Genomic DNA, 16294 nt, shown 5'->3' with positions numbered 1-16294 from the left:
GATGCATATGACGGCTCTCACCAATTTGTTGGACCTAGATCCCTTGCAACTCGTCGCTTATTGCGGTGAGTTGGGTGAGAAGCCGTTTCGCGCCAAGCAATTGCAGCGCTGGATACACCAGTTCGGTGCCAGTAGTTTCGAAGAGATGAGCGATCTCGCAAAATCGCTAAGAGAAAAATTATCTACGCGAGCCTTTATTGCCGCTCCTGCGATCATTAGCGACCATACGTCAACAGACGGGACGCGCAAATGGTTGTTGGATGTGGGACAGGGCAATGCTGTAGAAGCAGTATTTATCCCCGAAGAGAATCGTGGAACCTTGTGTATCTCCACCCAGGCCGGTTGTGCAGTCAATTGCCGCTTTTGCTCAACGGGTAAGCAAGGATTTAATCGTAATTTAAGCGTTGGTGAAATTATTGGTCAACTTTGGATGGCTGAGTTTTTATTACGTAAAACTAAAGGTATAGCGCCGGGACCAAAAGGCGAACGTCAAATTACTAACGTAGTAATGATGGGGATGGGCGAACCTTTATTGAATTTTGAGCCAACGGTCACCGCTTTGCGTCTGATGTTAGATGATAATGCCTATGGTTTATCACGTCGTCGTGTTACGTTGTCTACCAGCGGTGTGGTGCCGATGATTGATAAGTTGTCCCAAGAGTGTGCAGTGGCGTTGGCAGTGTCTTTACATGCCTCAAACGACACTCTGCGCGACAGCTTAATACCATTAAATAAAAAACACCCGTTGCATGAATTAATGGCGGCTTGCAAGCGGTATTTGGATTATGCTCCACGTGATTTCGTGACATTTGAATACTGCATGTTGGATGGCGTAAATGATACCGATCAACATGCTCGTGAGCTGGTGCAATTAGTTAAAAATGTTCCCTGTAAGTTTAACTTGATCCCGTTTAACCCTTTTCCGGAGTCGGGTTTAAAACGTTCGGCCAATCCTCGTATAAAGGCTTTTGCCCAAGTGCTGATGGATGCGGGATTAGTGACAACCATACGTAAGACGCGAGGCGATGATATTGATGCCGCCTGTGGGCAGTTAGCAGGTGAGGTCCAGGACCGAACACGAGTGCAAGAACGTATGCAAAAAATGGCGGAATATCAAACCAAGTTCGGTAAAAATTTTGGCAAGATCGTGGAGATCACTCAGTGAAAATTTTTGGATTGCACTATCGTTTTTTATCCGGCGTCGTACTGGCGCTGATGTTGTCCGCATGTGCAAGCAAAAAACCTGAGGGGTTTAAGCCTGAGAGTAACCCGCCAGCTGAAAGCGTCGATTTGCAAAAGAGAGCAGCTATTCGCATGGAATTGGCGATTGGCTATTATCAGCAAGGACAATATAAAGTCGCACTGGATGAAATTAGGCAGGCGTTGATCATGTCCCCTGATTTAGTTGATGCCTATAGCGTCAGAGCTTTGATATACATGGATACTGGTGAGAAGCAGCTGGCGGAAGATGATTTTCAACGTGCTTTAAAATTGACTCCCAATAATTCGGATATAGCAAATAACTACGGTTGGTTCTTGTGCCAAAATGGAAAAGAAAAACAGGCAATGACTTACTTCGATAAGGCATTGAAAGATCCTACGTACTCGAATCCGATTAAGGTGCTTAACAACGCTGGTGTTTGTAGTTTGCGGCTAAAAGATACTGCCAAAGCAGAGGGATATTTTATGCAGGCATTTCGGGCTGACCCATCTAGTCCAACCATAAATGCAAATCTTGCAAAAATTTACTTTGATCGGGGTGAGTACGAGAAAGCCAAGTTTTATATAAACCGTGTACTCAAAGCGGATGTATTTGCTGCAGATGTCCTTTGGTTGGCTATTAAAATAGAAAATAAACTGGGTGATCAGTCGGCTGTCAACGGTTTGGGCGTGCAATTGCGGCGACGTTACGCCAATTCTAAAGAATACGCTCTGTTTCAGCAGGGAGCTTTTAATGAATGATGCTGGTGTGAGTTTGCCTGAAGATCAATTAAATTTATCTATAGTTGCCGATGATGTAGTAATTGACACATCTACAATCAAGTCTGCAGGAGCTTTTCTTGCATTGATGAGGCAACAAAAAGACTTTACTGTCCAGCAAATAGCGGATCAGTTAAAGCTTTCTGCAAGGCAGATAATTGCATTAGAAGCTGATCAATTTGATGCTTTGCCAAAAATGGTAATAGTTCGAGGTTTTATACGGTCTTATGCTAAGTTACTTAAAATAGACGGAGAACCAATTTTGGCATTGTTGCCGAAAAATTTGGAACCTCCAGTTCAGTCCGCGTATTTGAGACCTGCACTGACAACTCCGTTTCTTGAATCCAGATTGCCTTTAATGGGACGTCAGGACGCAAATAACAAAAAATACGTGTGGGGAGCCATTGTTCTTGCTGTGTTGGCGATTAGTTTTTTTGTGATGCAAAAATATGAACGCATCAGTTTTATTCAAAATTTAATATCTTCTAAATCCTCATCCAGTTTGGGGACAACGACCAGGATCGCGATCCCGTCAGATTTGGCGCCCCCCGTTGCCTTAGACACTCTAACCACTCAAAAGAGCTCAGATGGACAACTTCAAATCCCGTCTTCTGATACGGCGCGGGCTAAGGTTGCGCAGTCTGATCAAGGCACAGTTGCGGATGTCTCTCCAGTGCCACCTTTAAATACTAACGTGTCTGATCAGCAAGCAACTATTTCCGCTCAATCTACCCTGCCTGCGGTAGTTAATTCACCAAATAATTTAATAAAATTTAAATTTCGGCAAGATTCTTGGATACTACTAAAGCGTGAAAACGGTAGCGTATTAACGTCCCACATGGCAAAGGCCGGAACAGAAGAGAGTTTTGATGTAAAAGAAGTTTTGCAGATAAAAATTGGCAATGCAGCTGGTGTTGATGGGACATTACGTGGCGTTTCTCTAAATATTGCGCCGACAAAAGAAAGCAACGTTTTTAACCTAAGTGTGAAGTAAGTATGACATCTTCTTTTTCTGGCATAGCATCTGGACCATTTATACGCCGCTTGAGCCGGAGTACAAAAATTGTATATGGCTCGCGTCAAGTTATCGTTGGTGGTTCTGCGCCAGTTGTGGTTCAGTCGATGACAAACACGGATACCGCTGATGTAATCGGTACTGCCATTCAAATTAAAGAGTTAGCAAGAGCTGGTTCTGAACTTGTTAGGTTGACTGTTAATAATGCGGAAGCTGCGGCAGCAGTGCCAGCGATTCGTGCGCAATTGGATAAGATGGAAATAGATGTTCCCTTGGTTGGGGATTTTCATTACAACGGACATACGTTGCTAAAAGACTTTCCTGATTGTGCCCGGGCTTTATCCAAGTATCGTATCAATCCAGGCAATGTAGGGCAGGGCGCAAAACGCGATACTCAGTTTGCACAGATGATAGAGATGGCATGTTTCTACGATAAGCCTGTTCGTATCGGAGTGAACTGGGGGAGTCTCGATCAAGCTTTACTCGCGCGTATTATGGATGAAAACGCACAGCGTGCAGAGCCGTGGAGTGCGCAAACGGTGATGTATGAGGCGTTGATTACATCTGCAATAGAAAATGCACAACGAGCTGAAGAGCTAGGTTTAGCTGGCGATAAGATTATTCTGTCTTGCAAGGTTTCAGGAGTGCAGGATTTAATTGCTGTGTATCGAGAACTTGCGCAGCGCTGTGACTTTCCTTTGCATTTAGGCTTGACAGAAGCAGGTATGGGCAGCAAAGGTATTGTGGCATCGACAGCCGCACTATCTGTGTTGTTGCAAGAGGGGATTGGCGATACGATTCGTATTTCTCTTACTCCTGAGCCAGGCGGTGATCGTTGTAAGGAAGTCGTAGTTGGGCAAGAAATTTTACAGACGATGGGTTTAAGAAAATTCACTCCTATGGTGATTGCTTGCCCAGGATGCGGGCGTACTACTTCTACTGTATTCCAAGAATTGGCAGATAGTATTCAAACCTTTTTACGCGATCAGATGCCTGTTTGGAAAAAACAATATCCCGGCGTGGAAAGCATGAATGTTGCGGTGATGGGCTGTATCGTAAATGGTCCCGGAGAATCCAAACATGCCAATATTGGGATTAGCTTGCCTGGTACCGGCGAGTCTCCTGCCGCACCCGTTTTTATTGATGGAGCAAAGGCGCTCACTTTGCGAGGCGATAATATCTCAGAAGAATTCCAAGCTATCGTATTGGATTATGTGAAGAATCATTACACTCCCTCTAATGTGTAACCAACGTATGCGGCTAATAAATAATTAGGTTGTAAAGTATGTCTGAAAATAAAAAAATAGAAAAAATTGTTGGTGTGAAGGGGATGAATGACCTTCTTCCAACCGATTCTCCCTTATGGGAATTGTTTGAAAATACGGTGCAGTCTGTTTTGAAGAGTTATGGCTTTCAACAAATTCGTACGCCTATCGTTGAGCCTACGGCCTTATTTGCTCGCGGTCTTGGTGAAGTTACTGATATCGTTGAGAAGGAAATGTACTCCTTTGAAGATGCAATGAATGGGGATAAATTAACCCTGCGTCCAGAGAACACGGCCGGCGTTGTGCGTGCAGCACTAGAGCATAATTTGACTTACGAAGGTCCGCGACGTCTTTGGTACAACGGACCCATGTTTAGGCATGAAAAGCCGCAACGTGGACGCTATCGTCAATTCCATCAAGTAGGGGCTGAGGCTTTAGGCTTTAGTGGCCCTGATATCGATGCAGAATTAATCATTATGTGTCAGCGTCTTTGGGATGATTTAGGTTTGCAAGACGTACGTCTTGAACTAAATTCGATTGGTGACGCAGAAGAGCGTATTCAGCATCGTGTAGCATTGATTGCCTACTTTGAACATCATAAAGATATTTTAGATGCCGAGGCGCAGCGACGCTTGCATAGCAATCCTCTGCGTATTCTTGACACTAAAAATCCGGCAATGCAAGAAATGGTAAATGCTGCACCTAAGCTGCTTAGTTATCTTGGTGAAGAGTCTATGTCACACTTCTTAGGTGTTCAAAAAATATTGCGTGACAATAGTATTCCATTCACGATCAATACACGTCTGGTGCGCGGCATGGATTATTACAACCGTACAGTTTTTGAGTGGGTAACTGATCAATTGGGTTCACAAGGTACAGTGTGTGCAGGTGGTCGCTATGATTCCTTATTTAGTATTTTCGGTGGTAAACCTACTCCCGCTTGTGGCTTCGCAATGGGGATTGAGCGATTGTTGGAGTTAATGAAAGCATCTGGCGAGACACATGCGCCAGCCCAATGCGATATCTATCTTGTGCATCAAGGTAGCAAAGCACAAGAACAATCTTTCGTATTAGGCGAGCGTTTGCGCGATGCGGGGCTAGATGTTGTGTTACATTGCGCAACTGCAAGCGGTGTAGGTAGTTTTAAATCGCAAATGAAAAAAGCAGACGGTAGTGGAGCAGCCTACGCAGTCATCATCGGTGAGGATGAGTCCGCATCGAATACTGTCAGTATCAAAGCAATGCGCACGGAAGATATGGAGAATAACCAAGTCACGGTGCCGTTTGATACTGCTGTTGATTATTTGGTTGACCAGATCGCTGGGATCGGTGATGCAGGCGAATGCTGTGACGATCCAACTCATATTCATATTCATCACTAGACTTTATACAAAATGGCATACGATCTCGAAGAACAAGAGCAATTAGACACTCTCAAAGCATGGTGGAAACAATACGGCAACCTAGTTACTTGGCTGTTGGTAATCGCTTTATCTGCTTACGCTGCATGGACGGGCTGGACCAGCTATCAGCGTGATCAGTCAAGTCAGGCGTCACAATTGTATGACGTGCTACAAAAGGCGGTGCAAGCTAAAGATAATGCAAAAGTGCAGCGAGCGGCTAATGACGTCGTTCAAAAATTTTCTAAAACACCATATGCGGCAATGTCCGCAATGACAGCAGCTAAGAGTGCTTTTGATGCTGGAGATATCAAAGTAGTCAAAGCCCAATTACATTGGGTCATTGATCATAGTAGTGTGGAAGAATATAAAGCGATCGCAAAAATTCGTTTAGCAGGTATTGCCTTGGATGAACGAGCTTACGATGAAGGACTAGCTTTTTTGTCAGGTGATTTTTCGCCAGAATTTGCTGGAGATATTGCTGATCGGAAAGGCGATATTTATCTCGCTCAAAATAAACCTGTAGAAGCCCGCGCTGCATTTCAGAGTGCATTAGAAAAGACAAAAGAGAAAAATCCTGCGCGTCAGTTAATCCAAATAAAGCTCGATGCTCTTGGTGGTGCCGAGGCTAAGCTTGCAAGTAATTCAGCTAGTAAATAATAGGAGTAGTTCATGCATTTTTCTGGCAAATTGCTGGCCTCATTAGTATTGCTTTCCCTCGCGGCTTGTTCCTCTATGAATCCGTTTGCGAGTAAGTCTGAAACAAAAAATATTCCGGCTACCTTGCAGGATTTTACTGTGACCATGCCAGTGAAGACTCTTTGGTCAAGCTCGGTTGGCTCATCAGGTGAATATGTATTTACGCCTGCTCAAGTTGGTGCAGACGTATATGCGGCTGCAGTGGATGGTACTGTAGTTAGATTGGATGCTGCTAATGGTCGGGCGGTCTGGCGTATCAATGCAGGCTCTTCTTTGACTGCTGGAGTTGGTGCTAGCGCTTCTGTAATAGTTGTTGCAGGGCGAAAAGGTATGTTATTCGCTTTTGATACCGAGGGTAAGTTGCACTGGAGTGTACAAACTTCCAGCGAGATACTTTCCTCTCCAGCTGTGGCCAAAGATGTTGTGGTTGTTCGTAGTATGGATAACAAAATCGCGGCGTACGATATAGCAACAGGAACAAAAAAATGGTCTATCGAGAGACCACTGCCAATTTTGACCTTACGTACCATTCAAGGCATCGCAATCGCGGATCAGTGGGCTATAGTCGCATTGCCTGGCGGTAAGCTAGCATCTTTTTCTTTAGCTAATGGAGGTTTGCGTTGGGAGGTTGCTGTTGCAGATCCTAAAGGTGCGACTGAGCTTGAGCGAATTACCGATGTTTCTGGAACTCCGTTTATTATTGGAAATGAGGCTTGTGTTTCTGCTTATCAAGGACGTGTTGGTTGTTATGACTTAACCACTGGTGCTGCGCGCTGGGCGAAAACTTTATCCAGCGAAGTTGGTGTAAGTGCAGATGAGCGATTTGTTTTTGCCGCAGATAATTCGGGCGCTGTATCCGCTTATGCTCGTAGTACCGGTGCTAGTGTTTGGCGAAATGATAAATTAGCTTACAGGCGTTTGTCCGCACCAATTTCTTTCGGTCGAGCTGTTGCTGTTGGCGACGGTTCTGGCTTTATCCATTTTCTCTCACGAGAGGATGGTTCTTTCATCGGTCGTATTAGTACCGATGGCAGTCAAATTTTGGCAGCTCCAACTGTAGTTGGCTCGAGTTTGATCGTTCAAACCAAATCAGGGGCAGTGGTTGCATTGACAACCGAGTAATACTAAATGAAGCCGGTTATTGCACTTATAGGTCGACCAAATGTCGGCAAATCCACGCTGTTCAATCGACTTACTCGCTCTCGTGACGCGCTAGTGGCAGATCTTCCTGGTTTGACAAGGGATAGGCATTACGGTGAGGGACGTATTGGTGAACGTCCATTTTTGGTTATAGATACTGGTGGTTTCGAGCCCGTTGCCAAAGAAGGCATCATGCATGAAATGGCTAAGCAAACTAAGCAGGCTGTAGCTGAGGCTGATGTGGTTGTGTTTATCGTTGATGGACGTCAGGGTTTGACTCCGCATGATAAAACTATTACGGATTTTTTGCGAAAATCTGGACGCTCCGTGATGTTGGTAGTAAATAAAGCTGAGGGTATGAAATATAGCTCTGTTACAGCCGATTTTTATGAATTAGGGTTAGGCGATCCGTACGTCATTTCAGCAGCGCACGGAGATGGCGTAACAGATTTAGTTGAGGAGTCGTTAGACATTGCGTTTGCGCAAAGACCTCCAGAATTGGAGGAGCCAGATGATGTCGTAAGGGGAATCAAGCTCGCGATAGTTGGGCGTCCCAATGTTGGTAAATCAACTTTAGTTAACACACTATTAGGCGAGGATCGGGTCATAGCATTTGATATGCCCGGTACTACCCGTGATTCGATTGAAATTCCTTTTGAGCGCGATGGAAAACATTACACTTTGATTGACACAGCGGGTATTCGCCGCCGTGGAAAAGTGTTTGAGGCAATAGAAAAATTTTCTGTAGTCAAAACTTTACAATCGGTTTCGGAAGCAAATGTCGTGTTGCTGATGCTCGATGCGCAGCAAGATATATCTGAGCAAGATGCACATATAGCGGGCTTTATCTTGGAGTCTGGACGAGCCTTAGTTATTGGTGTCAATAAATGGGATGGCTTGCAAAGCGACAGACGCGATGAAATCAAATTAGATATTGAACGTAAGCTAAATTTTTTAACATTTGCTAAGTTTCATTTTATTTCTGCTTTAAAAGCTAGCGGTATTGCCTCTTTAATGAAATCAGTCGATGCTGCTTATGCTGCAGCAACAGCGAACTTATCAACGCCAAAATTAACTCGTGCGTTGATAGAAGCTGTGGAGCATCAGCAGCCGAAGCGTAAAGGCTCGATAAGACCTAAGCTGCGTTATGCCCACCAAGGCGGTCAAAATCCACCCATTATTGTTATTCACGGCAATGCCTTGGATTCCATTGGTGATGTATATAAACGCTATTTGGAAAAACATTTCCGAGAAACCTTTTCTTTAGTGGGAACCCCTTTGCGCATAGAAATGCGCTCAGGTAAAAATCCTTTCTCTAAAACTGAAAAATAAGAATTTTCATTTGATCGTTGGTGGATCTAGCAAGCAGCGCAAGCGAAAATAGATTACAGTTACAAGGTAATCAACTATTGGGACTCTTGAACTTTTGCAATGTGTCCCCAACTCCTGATCACAACAACATATTGGAGCTGTTATGAGTAATAAAGGGCAACTGTTACAAGACCCGTTCTTGAACGCACTTCGTAAAGAACATATTCCTGTATCCATCTATTTGGTGAATGGCATTAAGTTGCAAGGTCATATTGAATCTTTTGATCAATACGTAGTTTTATTGCGTAATACAGTGACGCAGATGGTATACAAACACGCCATTTCTACTGTTGTTCCCGCACGTGCTGTGACCATCAATACTGAGTCAGAGCCCGAGTAATTATTAGGCATTTATTTTTTGAAAAATAAAATTTTTCTATGCGCGCCGTTTTAATCGGTGTGGACTTCGGTAAAGATGATTTTGCCGCTAGTTTAGAAGAACTATCTCTGCTCTCCCAATCTGCGGGGGCAGAGCCCATCACAACCATTACCTGCAAGCGCTCTAGTCCTGATGCTGCGTTATTTGTGGGCTCTGGTAAAGCGGATGAGATTGCAAATACCATTGCTGATGCTGAGCTCGATATTGCAATCTTTAATCATGCATTATCACCTGCACAACAGCGGAATTTAGAGCGACGTTTGAAAATACGGGTGGTCGACAGAACTAGTCTGATTCTTGATATTTTCGCGCAGCGTGCTCATAGTCATGAAGGTAAAGTCCAAGTCGAATTAGCGCAGTTGCAGCATCTTGCTACAAGGTTGATACGCGGCTGGACTCATCTGGAGCGACAAAAGGGTGGTATTGGTTTGCGCGGGCCTGGAGAGACTCAGCTTGAAACTGATCGCCGTTTAATCGGGGATCGAGTTAAAGCACTTAAAGCTCGTATGGGTAAGTTGCATAAGCAGCGTGAAACACAAAGACGTTCGCGTGGTAGAAGCCACACCTTTTCAGTATCTTTGGTTGGTTATACCAATGCGGGTAAATCTACGTTATTTAATTCGTTGACGAAGGCGGGTGCTTACGCAGCAGACCAGTTGTTTGCTACGTTAGACACTACATCACGACGTTTGTATCTTGCCGATGCAGGTAGTGTCGTGATATCTGACACGGTAGGGTTCATCAGGGAACTACCGCATCAATTGGTCGATGCATTTCGTGCTACTTTGGAAGAGACAATTCATGCCGATCTGTTGTTGCATATAGTTGATGCAAGTAGCCCAGTGCGCTTAGACCAAATTCAACAAGTTAATGACGTATTGAAAGAGATCGGTGCTGACCATATTCCTCAATTATTGGTTTGGAATAAGATCGATTTGGCTGGTTTGGAGCCGAGTTTGGAGCTAGGTGAGTATGATAAAATTCAAAGAGTTTTTTTGAGTGCGCAAACTGGTGCCGGAGTAGGTTTGTTGCGGCAAGCGGTTACAGAGTTTGCTAAAGACTACGCATTAAAAAGAAATAATCCAGTAGAGATCGCCCAGTTTGATGATGCGCGGTTTGTCTAAAAATTTATTCAGTATTAAGTCTATTTGTAGTTCAACTCATTATTTTATTGGATAACGACAGAATGTTCGTTTCACTTCTAAAAAAAATTGGCTTAACGATGTCGTTGAACGATCCTCAGTGGGGTCGTGGCTCTCAAAATAACGACAAGGATGGCAAGAAGCCACCTGAGGGCCCACCCGATTTAGAGAAATTATGGCGCGACTTTAATGAACGCATTAGTCGTTTCCTAGGCTCAAAAAATAATGGTAATAATGGCGGCGGTGGCGGTGGATTCACTCCTGATGCTGCCAGTGCTAAATTAGGTGTAAGCATCATCGTTGTTGTGCTGGCGTTTATTTGGTTAATCAGTGGATTCTTCATTGTTCAAGAAGGTCAAACCGGCGTTATTACGACATTTGGTAAGTTCAGCCATACAACAATGTCCGGTTTTAACTGGCGTTGGCCTTACCCGATTCAGGCTCATGAAATCGTCGACGTTTCTCAGGTACGCACCGTCGAAGTTGGTTATCGCTCCAATGTTAAGAATAAAGAGCCAAAAGAAGCACTGATGTTGACCGAGGATGAAAATATCATCGATATTCAGTTCGCCGTTCAATATAAATTAAAGAGTGCGTCTGATTGGCTGTTTAATAATCGTGATCCAGAGGGTACGATCAAGCAAGTTGCAGAAACTGCGATTCGTGAAGTTGTAGGGAAAAGTAAAATGGATTTTGTTCTGTACGAGGGACGAGAAAAGGTTGCGCAAGATGTTGGTGCTTTAATGCAGCAAATTCTTGAACGGTATCAAGCCGGTGTACAGGTTGCGAATGTCACGATGCAAGGTGTACAGCCTCCTGAGCAAGTACAAGCAGCTTTTGATGATGCCGTAAAAGCAGGTCAGGATAAAGAACGTCAAAAAAACGAAGGCCAAGCCTACGCAAACGATGTGATTCCGAAAGCACGTGGTGAGGCATCGCGCATGTTGCAAGAGTCAGAAGCATACGAGTCAAGAATTGTAGCGACCGCCGAAGGTAATGCATCGCGTTTTAAGCAAGTGTTGGCTGAATATCAAAAGGCGCCTGCAGTTACGCGAGACCGTATGTATCTTGAAACGATGCAACAAATTTTTTCCAGTACGACTAAGGTCATGATGGATTCTAAGAGTGGTAACAATATGATTTATCTTCCTTTAGATAAGTTAATTCAAGCGTCGGATAATGCCAATGTTAAGTCCTCACCTTCATCTGTAACAACGACACCGGCAGCACCAACCCCGCAAGTAACTGAGCAGATTCCGACGGTTGAGTTGCGCTACAGTAAAGACGGCAGATCCCGTGATAGTCGTGATTCTCGTGATCGGGAGGTAAGATAATGAATAAGTTATTTTCCTCGATACTTGCTCTCATCGTTGCAATAATGATTTTGTATTCCACGATTTTTGTTGTGGATCAAAAATCATATGCCATTGTTTTTGCATTAGGTGAAGTAAAAGCGGTGATTAGCGAGCCAGGCTTGCATTTCAAATTGCCACCACCGTTTCAAAATGTTTTGTTTTTAGATAAACGTATTTTGACGATAGATACTCCAGATGCAGATCGTTTCATTACGGCAGAAAAGAAAAACATATTGGTTGATGCTTTCGTAAAATGGCACATTATCGAGCCAAAATTGTATTACGTTAGCTTCAAAGGTGATGAGGGCAGAGCTCGTGACCGCTTATATCAAATTGTAAAAGCAGCCTTAAATGATGAAATCACTAAACGCACTGTACGTGAAGTCATTTCTGGTGAGCGTGGCAAAGTTATGGAAGCGATCCGCGTCAAAGTTACTGATGAGGCAAAGCAAATCGGCGTAGAGATTATTGATGTGCGATTGAAACGCGTTGATTATGTAGATCAGATCAATAGTTCAGTTTACGATCGAATGAAAGCAGAGCGTACTCGCGTGGCCAATGAATTACGCTCTACCGGATCTGCCGATTCCGAAAAAATCAGAGCAGATGCAGATAAACAAAGAACGGTAATTCTGGCTGAAGCATATCGTGAGGCTGAAAAGATGCGTGGCGCTGGTGATGCTGAAGCGTCACAAATCTATGCGCAGGCGTTCGGTCAAAATCCAGAGTTTTACAAATTTTATCGCAGCTTGGAGGCATATCGTGCCAGCTTTAAAACTAAGAATGATGTGATGGTAGTTGATCCAAATTCTGAGTTTTTTAAATATTTTAAAGCGCCTGGCGTAGGTGGCTCAAGTGGTTCAGCCGTCGCTCCAAGTAAGTCAAAGTAATTAATTTATTAAGTAATACCCGTAACTGACAAGGTGATAACGTAGGTCGTGCTATCTAATATGATGGCAGACCTACGTTTGTTGCGTTTGAGGTTTGATAATTTGTTGTTTGTTTTTATTTGATTGTAAGCTCATGCCAAATTGGCTTTTACCGGAAAATATTGCTGATGTTTTGCCATCCGAAGCACGCAAAATAGAAGAGTTACGACGTGTGTTGTTGGACAATTTTAGATTGTATGGCTACGAGTTGGTCATGCCACCTTTACTCGAATACATAGAATCCTTGCTGACAGGTGCCGGTCAGGACATGGATTTGCGTATGTTTAAATTGGTTGATCAATTATCCGGCCGAACCATGGGAGTTCGGGCTGATATGACAACTCAGGTCGCAAGGATTGATGCGCATTTACTGAACCGTAATTCTGTGACGCGTTTATGTTATGCAGGCAGTGTATTGCACACGCGCCCGTCTGGCCTGCATGCAACACGTGAGCCAATTCAGATTGGTGCTGAAATTTATGGGCATGCTGGTTTAGAGGCGGATGCTGAAATCCAGGAATTAGCGTTAGCTTCTTTAGCAATAGCAAATATCTCAGAAGTGCACCTTGACCTTTGCCATGTTGGTGTACTGAGATCTCTGTTAGAAAGTGATCCCGTTGCTAAAAAGCATGCGTCTAGTTTATTCGCCTTACTGGAAGCGAAAGACTTGTCTGCAATAGAGTTAATTTCTAAAGAGTTTAGTCCGGTCGTAAGGCAAGCTTTGTTAGATTTGCCTAAGTTATATGGAGATATCTCGGTGATTGAGCGCGCACGCGCTATATTGCCGCCACTTACTGGAATTGCTGTTGCCTTGGATGAGCTTGACTATCTGGTGAAGCTTGCCGGTAGTGCGAGAGTTACGATAGATTTGGCAGATTTACGTGGATATCATTACCACAGCGGAGTAATGTTTAATGCTTTTGTGCCAGGCTTACCAAATGCAGTTGCTCGCGGCGGACGTTACGATCATGTTGGTGAAGCTTTTGGCCGTGCACGCCCAGCGACTGGATTTTCACTTGATTTACGCGAGTTAGCGCGTCTAATGCCATCGGCAGAGCGCAAAGATGCGATTCTTGCCCCATGGAGTAAAGACCCTGCACTGCGAATAAAGATTGGTGAATTACGCAAAAGTGGAGAAATTGTTATTCAAAGTTTGCCAGGTCATGAGAGCGAACAGGACGAATTTGACTGTAATAGGGCAGTCGTATTTGATGGTAGTCATTGGATTCTTAAAAGTGTAGGTTAAGTGATGTCACAAAATAAAATCGCAAAAAACGTCGTCGTTATTGGTACCCAGTGGGGCGATGAAGGTAAGGGCAAAATCGTTGACTGGTTGACGGATCACGCACAAGGCGTAGTTCGTTTTCAAGGCGGACATAATGCTGGTCACACTTTGGTGATTGGCGGGCAAAAAACGGCATTGCAATTGATCCCCTCCGGCATCATGCGCGCTGGCACTGCTTGCTATATCGGGAATGGCGTTGTGTTGTCAGTCCCCGATTTATTACGTGAAATTGATAAACTGCAGGCCAATGGCGTAGAGGTTGTATCGCGCCTCAAAATTTCAGAAGCTTGCCCGGTAATTCTGCCTTACCACACGGCACTTGATGCAGCGCGTGAAGTAGCGCGTGGCGCGGCCAAAATTGGTACGACTGGAAAAGGCATCGGCCCAGCGTATGAAGATAAAGTCGCTCGTCGTGCGATTCGCGTTGCCGATTTGCTTAACGCAGAACGCTTTGCTGAAAAACTCAAAGAGAATCTGGATTACCACAATTTTGTGCTAACCAATTACCTCAAAGCGCCAGCCGTTGATTTTCAAAAAACATTGGATGATACCTTGGCAAATGTGCCGCGTATCCGTCCTATGGTTGCCGATGTTTCTAGCGCCCTTTATGCCGCATATAAAAATGGCGCTAGCTTGCTGTTTGAAGGTGCACAAGGTAGTTTGTTAGATGTGGATCATGGCACATACCCGTTCGTTACCTCCAGCAATTGCGTCGCGGGTAACGCTGCCGCAGGCTCTGGTGTTGGCCCAAATATGTTGCATTACATTTTGGGAATTACTAAAGCCTATACAACCCGTGTTGGCTCTGGCCCTTTCCCTTCTGAATTGCCGACGGATCAAGGTGTTGGAAAACATTTAGCTAGCGTTGGACATGAGTTTGGTACAGTCACTGGCCGCGCTCGTCGTTGCGGCTGGTTTGATGCAGCACTGCTGAAGCGTTCTGTACAGATCAATGGCGTGTCTGGCATGTGCTTAACCAAGCTAGACGTGTTGGATGGTGTTGAGACATTGAAGCTTTGTACTGGCTATATCGTTGATGGTAAAGCCGTGGATATCTTCCCGGTTGGCGCCGAAGAAGCAGCTCGTTGTGTCGCTGTTTATGAGGAAATGCCAGGCTGGACAGAAACAACCGTAGGTGCAAAAAGTATGGATGCCTTGCCATTGAACGCGCGTAATTATATTAAGCGTATTGAAGAATTAGTTGGCGTGCCTATTGATATGGTTTCTACTGGCCCGGATCGGGAAGAGACTATCGTTTTGCGTCACCCATTTCTATAATTCAGCAAATAAATAAAATAAGGGAAGTAAGATGACGTTGCCAGCTTCAACAGATAAAGATTTATGGGTTTCATGGGAGTCCTACCATCGCTCCGTCGAGCATTTGGCGTTAAAAGTATATGAGTCTGGTTGGAAGTTTGACCAGATTTTATGCCTCGCGCGTGGTGGCTTGCGTCCCGGTGATACTTTATCCCGTATTTTTGATGTGCCATTGGCAATTTTATCGACTAGCTCGTATCGTGAAGACGCGGGTACAGTGCAGGGATCATTGGATATAGGTAAATATATTTCGATGACCAAGGGTAGTTTGCAAGGACGCGTTTTAGTAGTGGATGATCTGGTCGATTCCGGTGTCACCTTAGAAAAAGTTTTGCATCATCTGCGTGAAAATTTCCCAGGTGTTACTGAGGCCAAATCAGCCGTGATTTGGTATAAGGCTTGCTCGACTGTAAAGCCAGATTTTTATCTGGATTACCTTGCAAGCAATCCTTGGATACATCAACCTTTTGAAGAGTACGACAGTATTCGACCACAGCAATTAAATGCTTGGTTAAAAAAAGGTGAGACAAAAGAGTAATCATCATGATGGGAGCAAACAAAATTTGCTCCCGTTTTTTTTGATATTGATAAGACATAGATCATTCGAATTAACAGAAATCAAGCCCCACGCGAATTCAAAACTAATTGCCCAACAGGAATACAAAATCGGTATTACCTATTGTTGAGAGTGATATTTGATCCACGGATTTATCGAGTTAAATATACTCCCCTAGATTTTCAATAAAAATGCTGTATTGTCCAATTAATCTCTGGACAATTAAAATATACTCACTATCAGTATTAATATTGTTGGAGCGTTTAGATCTATCAATGATGCTCGCATAGCTGCTTATAGTGACTCTTAGTTTGTATCTGTTCGCAGCTTGTGAATAAATATAAAGCGGTATGGTGTTGCTTGAAATTCCGGTTGTTGTACACATAACCAAACTATTCAACGATTGATTACATAGCCTAAACAATTAAGATAAATAAGCAAACAGGCAATCAAAATGATGA

The 16294-nt window shown here is 44.0% G+C and carries 15 protein-coding genes; all 15 read left to right on the top strand.

What is annotated here, in order from left to right; genetic code table 11:
- The first annotated feature begins 7 nt into the window (after nucleotides 1-7).
- The 15 genes from rlmN (at nucleotide 8) to RGU72_RS07165 (ending at nucleotide 15815) form a co-directional block, all read left to right on the top strand.
- Nucleotides 8-1165 (top strand): 23S rRNA (adenine(2503)-C(2))-methyltransferase RlmN, encoded by a 1158-nt coding sequence (rlmN, locus tag RGU72_RS07235; RefSeq protein ID WP_322119088.1) that lies wholly within the window; start codon nucleotides 8-10, stop codon nucleotides 1163-1165.
- Nucleotides 1162-1962 carry a type IV pilus biogenesis/stability protein PilW gene (gene pilW / locus RGU72_RS07230; protein WP_322119087.1) on the top strand — a complete coding sequence of 267 codons (801 nt, stop codon included), beginning with the start codon at nucleotides 1162-1164 and terminating at the stop codon, nucleotides 1960-1962. The genes rlmN and pilW overlap by 4 nt, the downstream gene beginning before the upstream one ends.
- Nucleotides 1955-2974, top strand: coding sequence for a RodZ domain-containing protein (locus RGU72_RS07225; protein ID WP_322119086.1), 1020 nt, complete (start codon nucleotides 1955-1957; stop codon nucleotides 2972-2974). Before pilW ends, RGU72_RS07225 begins: the two co-directional genes overlap by 8 nt.
- A gap of 2 nt (nucleotides 2975-2976) precedes the next feature.
- Nucleotides 2977-4242 (top strand): flavodoxin-dependent (E)-4-hydroxy-3-methylbut-2-enyl-diphosphate synthase, encoded by a 1266-nt coding sequence (gene ispG / locus RGU72_RS07220; protein WP_322119085.1) that lies wholly within the window; start codon nucleotides 2977-2979, stop codon nucleotides 4240-4242.
- 38 nt (nucleotides 4243-4280) lie between these two features.
- Nucleotides 4281-5642, top strand: coding sequence for a histidine--tRNA ligase (hisS, locus tag RGU72_RS07215; protein ID WP_322119084.1), 1362 nt, complete (start codon nucleotides 4281-4283; stop codon nucleotides 5640-5642).
- A gap of 12 nt (nucleotides 5643-5654) precedes the next feature.
- Complete coding sequence (locus RGU72_RS07210) at nucleotides 5655-6320, top strand: tetratricopeptide repeat protein (RefSeq protein WP_322119083.1); 666 nt, start codon at nucleotides 5655-5657, stop codon at nucleotides 6318-6320.
- 12 nt (nucleotides 6321-6332) lie between these two features.
- On the top strand, nucleotides 6333-7481 hold the full coding sequence (gene bamB / locus RGU72_RS07205) for an outer membrane protein assembly factor BamB (RefSeq protein ID WP_322119082.1): 1149 nt from the start codon (nucleotides 6333-6335) through the stop codon (nucleotides 7479-7481).
- Between the two features lie 6 nt (nucleotides 7482-7487).
- Nucleotides 7488-8831, top strand: coding sequence for a ribosome biogenesis GTPase Der (gene der, locus RGU72_RS07200; RefSeq protein WP_322119081.1), 1344 nt, complete (start codon nucleotides 7488-7490; stop codon nucleotides 8829-8831).
- Between the two features lie 142 nt (nucleotides 8832-8973).
- Nucleotides 8974-9210: an RNA chaperone Hfq gene (gene hfq / locus RGU72_RS07195; protein WP_322119080.1), complete on the top strand. Its 237-nt coding sequence runs from the start codon at nucleotides 8974-8976 to the stop codon at nucleotides 9208-9210.
- Nucleotides 9211-9248: 38 nt separating this feature from the next.
- Nucleotides 9249-10373 (top strand): GTPase HflX, encoded by a 1125-nt coding sequence (gene hflX / locus RGU72_RS07190; RefSeq protein ID WP_322119079.1) that lies wholly within the window; start codon nucleotides 9249-9251, stop codon nucleotides 10371-10373.
- A 62-nt stretch (nucleotides 10374-10435) separates the two neighbouring features.
- Nucleotides 10436-11725 (top strand): FtsH protease activity modulator HflK, encoded by a 1290-nt coding sequence (gene hflK / locus RGU72_RS07185; protein ID WP_322119078.1) that lies wholly within the window; start codon nucleotides 10436-10438, stop codon nucleotides 11723-11725.
- A complete protein-coding gene (gene hflC / locus RGU72_RS07180) occupies nucleotides 11725-12636 on the top strand; it encodes a protease modulator HflC (RefSeq protein ID WP_322119077.1) in 912 nt (303 codons plus the stop codon). The genes hflK and hflC overlap by 1 nt, the downstream gene beginning before the upstream one ends.
- Before the next feature lie 133 nt (nucleotides 12637-12769).
- Complete coding sequence (locus RGU72_RS07175) at nucleotides 12770-13921, top strand: ATP phosphoribosyltransferase regulatory subunit (RefSeq protein ID WP_322119076.1); 1152 nt, start codon at nucleotides 12770-12772, stop codon at nucleotides 13919-13921.
- 3 nt (nucleotides 13922-13924) lie between these two features.
- Nucleotides 13925-15238, top strand: a complete 1314-nt coding sequence (locus tag RGU72_RS07170) for an adenylosuccinate synthase (RefSeq protein WP_322119075.1) — start codon at nucleotides 13925-13927, stop codon at nucleotides 15236-15238.
- 37 nt (nucleotides 15239-15275) lie between these two features.
- Entirely contained in the window at nucleotides 15276-15815 is a 540-nt protein-coding gene (locus RGU72_RS07165) for a phosphoribosyltransferase (protein ID WP_322121577.1), read from the top strand.
- The last annotated feature ends 479 nt before the right edge of the window (nucleotides 15816-16294 follow it).

It is taken from the genome of Undibacterium sp. 5I1, assembly GCF_034314085.1.
In the GTDB taxonomy this organism is placed as follows: Bacteria; Pseudomonadota; Gammaproteobacteria; order Burkholderiales; family Burkholderiaceae_D; genus Undibacterium.
The sequence above is the reverse complement of the archived record's forward strand: the minus strand, read 5'-3'. Positions and strand labels throughout refer to the sequence as shown.

Coding starts and splice junctions, on each gene's coding strand:
- RGU72_RS07225 (WP_322119086.1), top strand. CDS start 1,955: ATGAATGATGCTGGTGTGAGTTTGCCTGAAGATCAATTAAATTTATCT.
- hflK (WP_322119078.1), top strand. CDS start 10,436: ATGTTCGTTTCACTTCTAAAAAAAATTGGCTTAACGATGTCGTTGAAC.
- bamB (WP_322119082.1), top strand. CDS start 6,333: ATGCATTTTTCTGGCAAATTGCTGGCCTCATTAGTATTGCTTTCCCTC.
- hflX (WP_322119079.1), top strand. CDS start 9,249: ATGCGCGCCGTTTTAATCGGTGTGGACTTCGGTAAAGATGATTTTGCC.
- hisS (WP_322119084.1), top strand. CDS start 4,281: ATGTCTGAAAATAAAAAAATAGAAAAAATTGTTGGTGTGAAGGGGATG.
- rlmN (WP_322119088.1), top strand. CDS start 8: ATGACGGCTCTCACCAATTTGTTGGACCTAGATCCCTTGCAACTCGTC.
- ispG (WP_322119085.1), top strand. CDS start 2,977: ATGACATCTTCTTTTTCTGGCATAGCATCTGGACCATTTATACGCCGC.
- hflC (WP_322119077.1), top strand. CDS start 11,725: ATGAATAAGTTATTTTCCTCGATACTTGCTCTCATCGTTGCAATAATG.
- der (WP_322119081.1), top strand. CDS start 7,488: ATGAAGCCGGTTATTGCACTTATAGGTCGACCAAATGTCGGCAAATCC.
- hfq (WP_322119080.1), top strand. CDS start 8,974: ATGAGTAATAAAGGGCAACTGTTACAAGACCCGTTCTTGAACGCACTT.
- RGU72_RS07175 (WP_322119076.1), top strand. CDS start 12,770: ATGCCAAATTGGCTTTTACCGGAAAATATTGCTGATGTTTTGCCATCC.
- RGU72_RS07210 (WP_322119083.1), top strand. CDS start 5,655: ATGGCATACGATCTCGAAGAACAAGAGCAATTAGACACTCTCAAAGCA.
- RGU72_RS07170 (WP_322119075.1), top strand. CDS start 13,925: ATGTCACAAAATAAAATCGCAAAAAACGTCGTCGTTATTGGTACCCAG.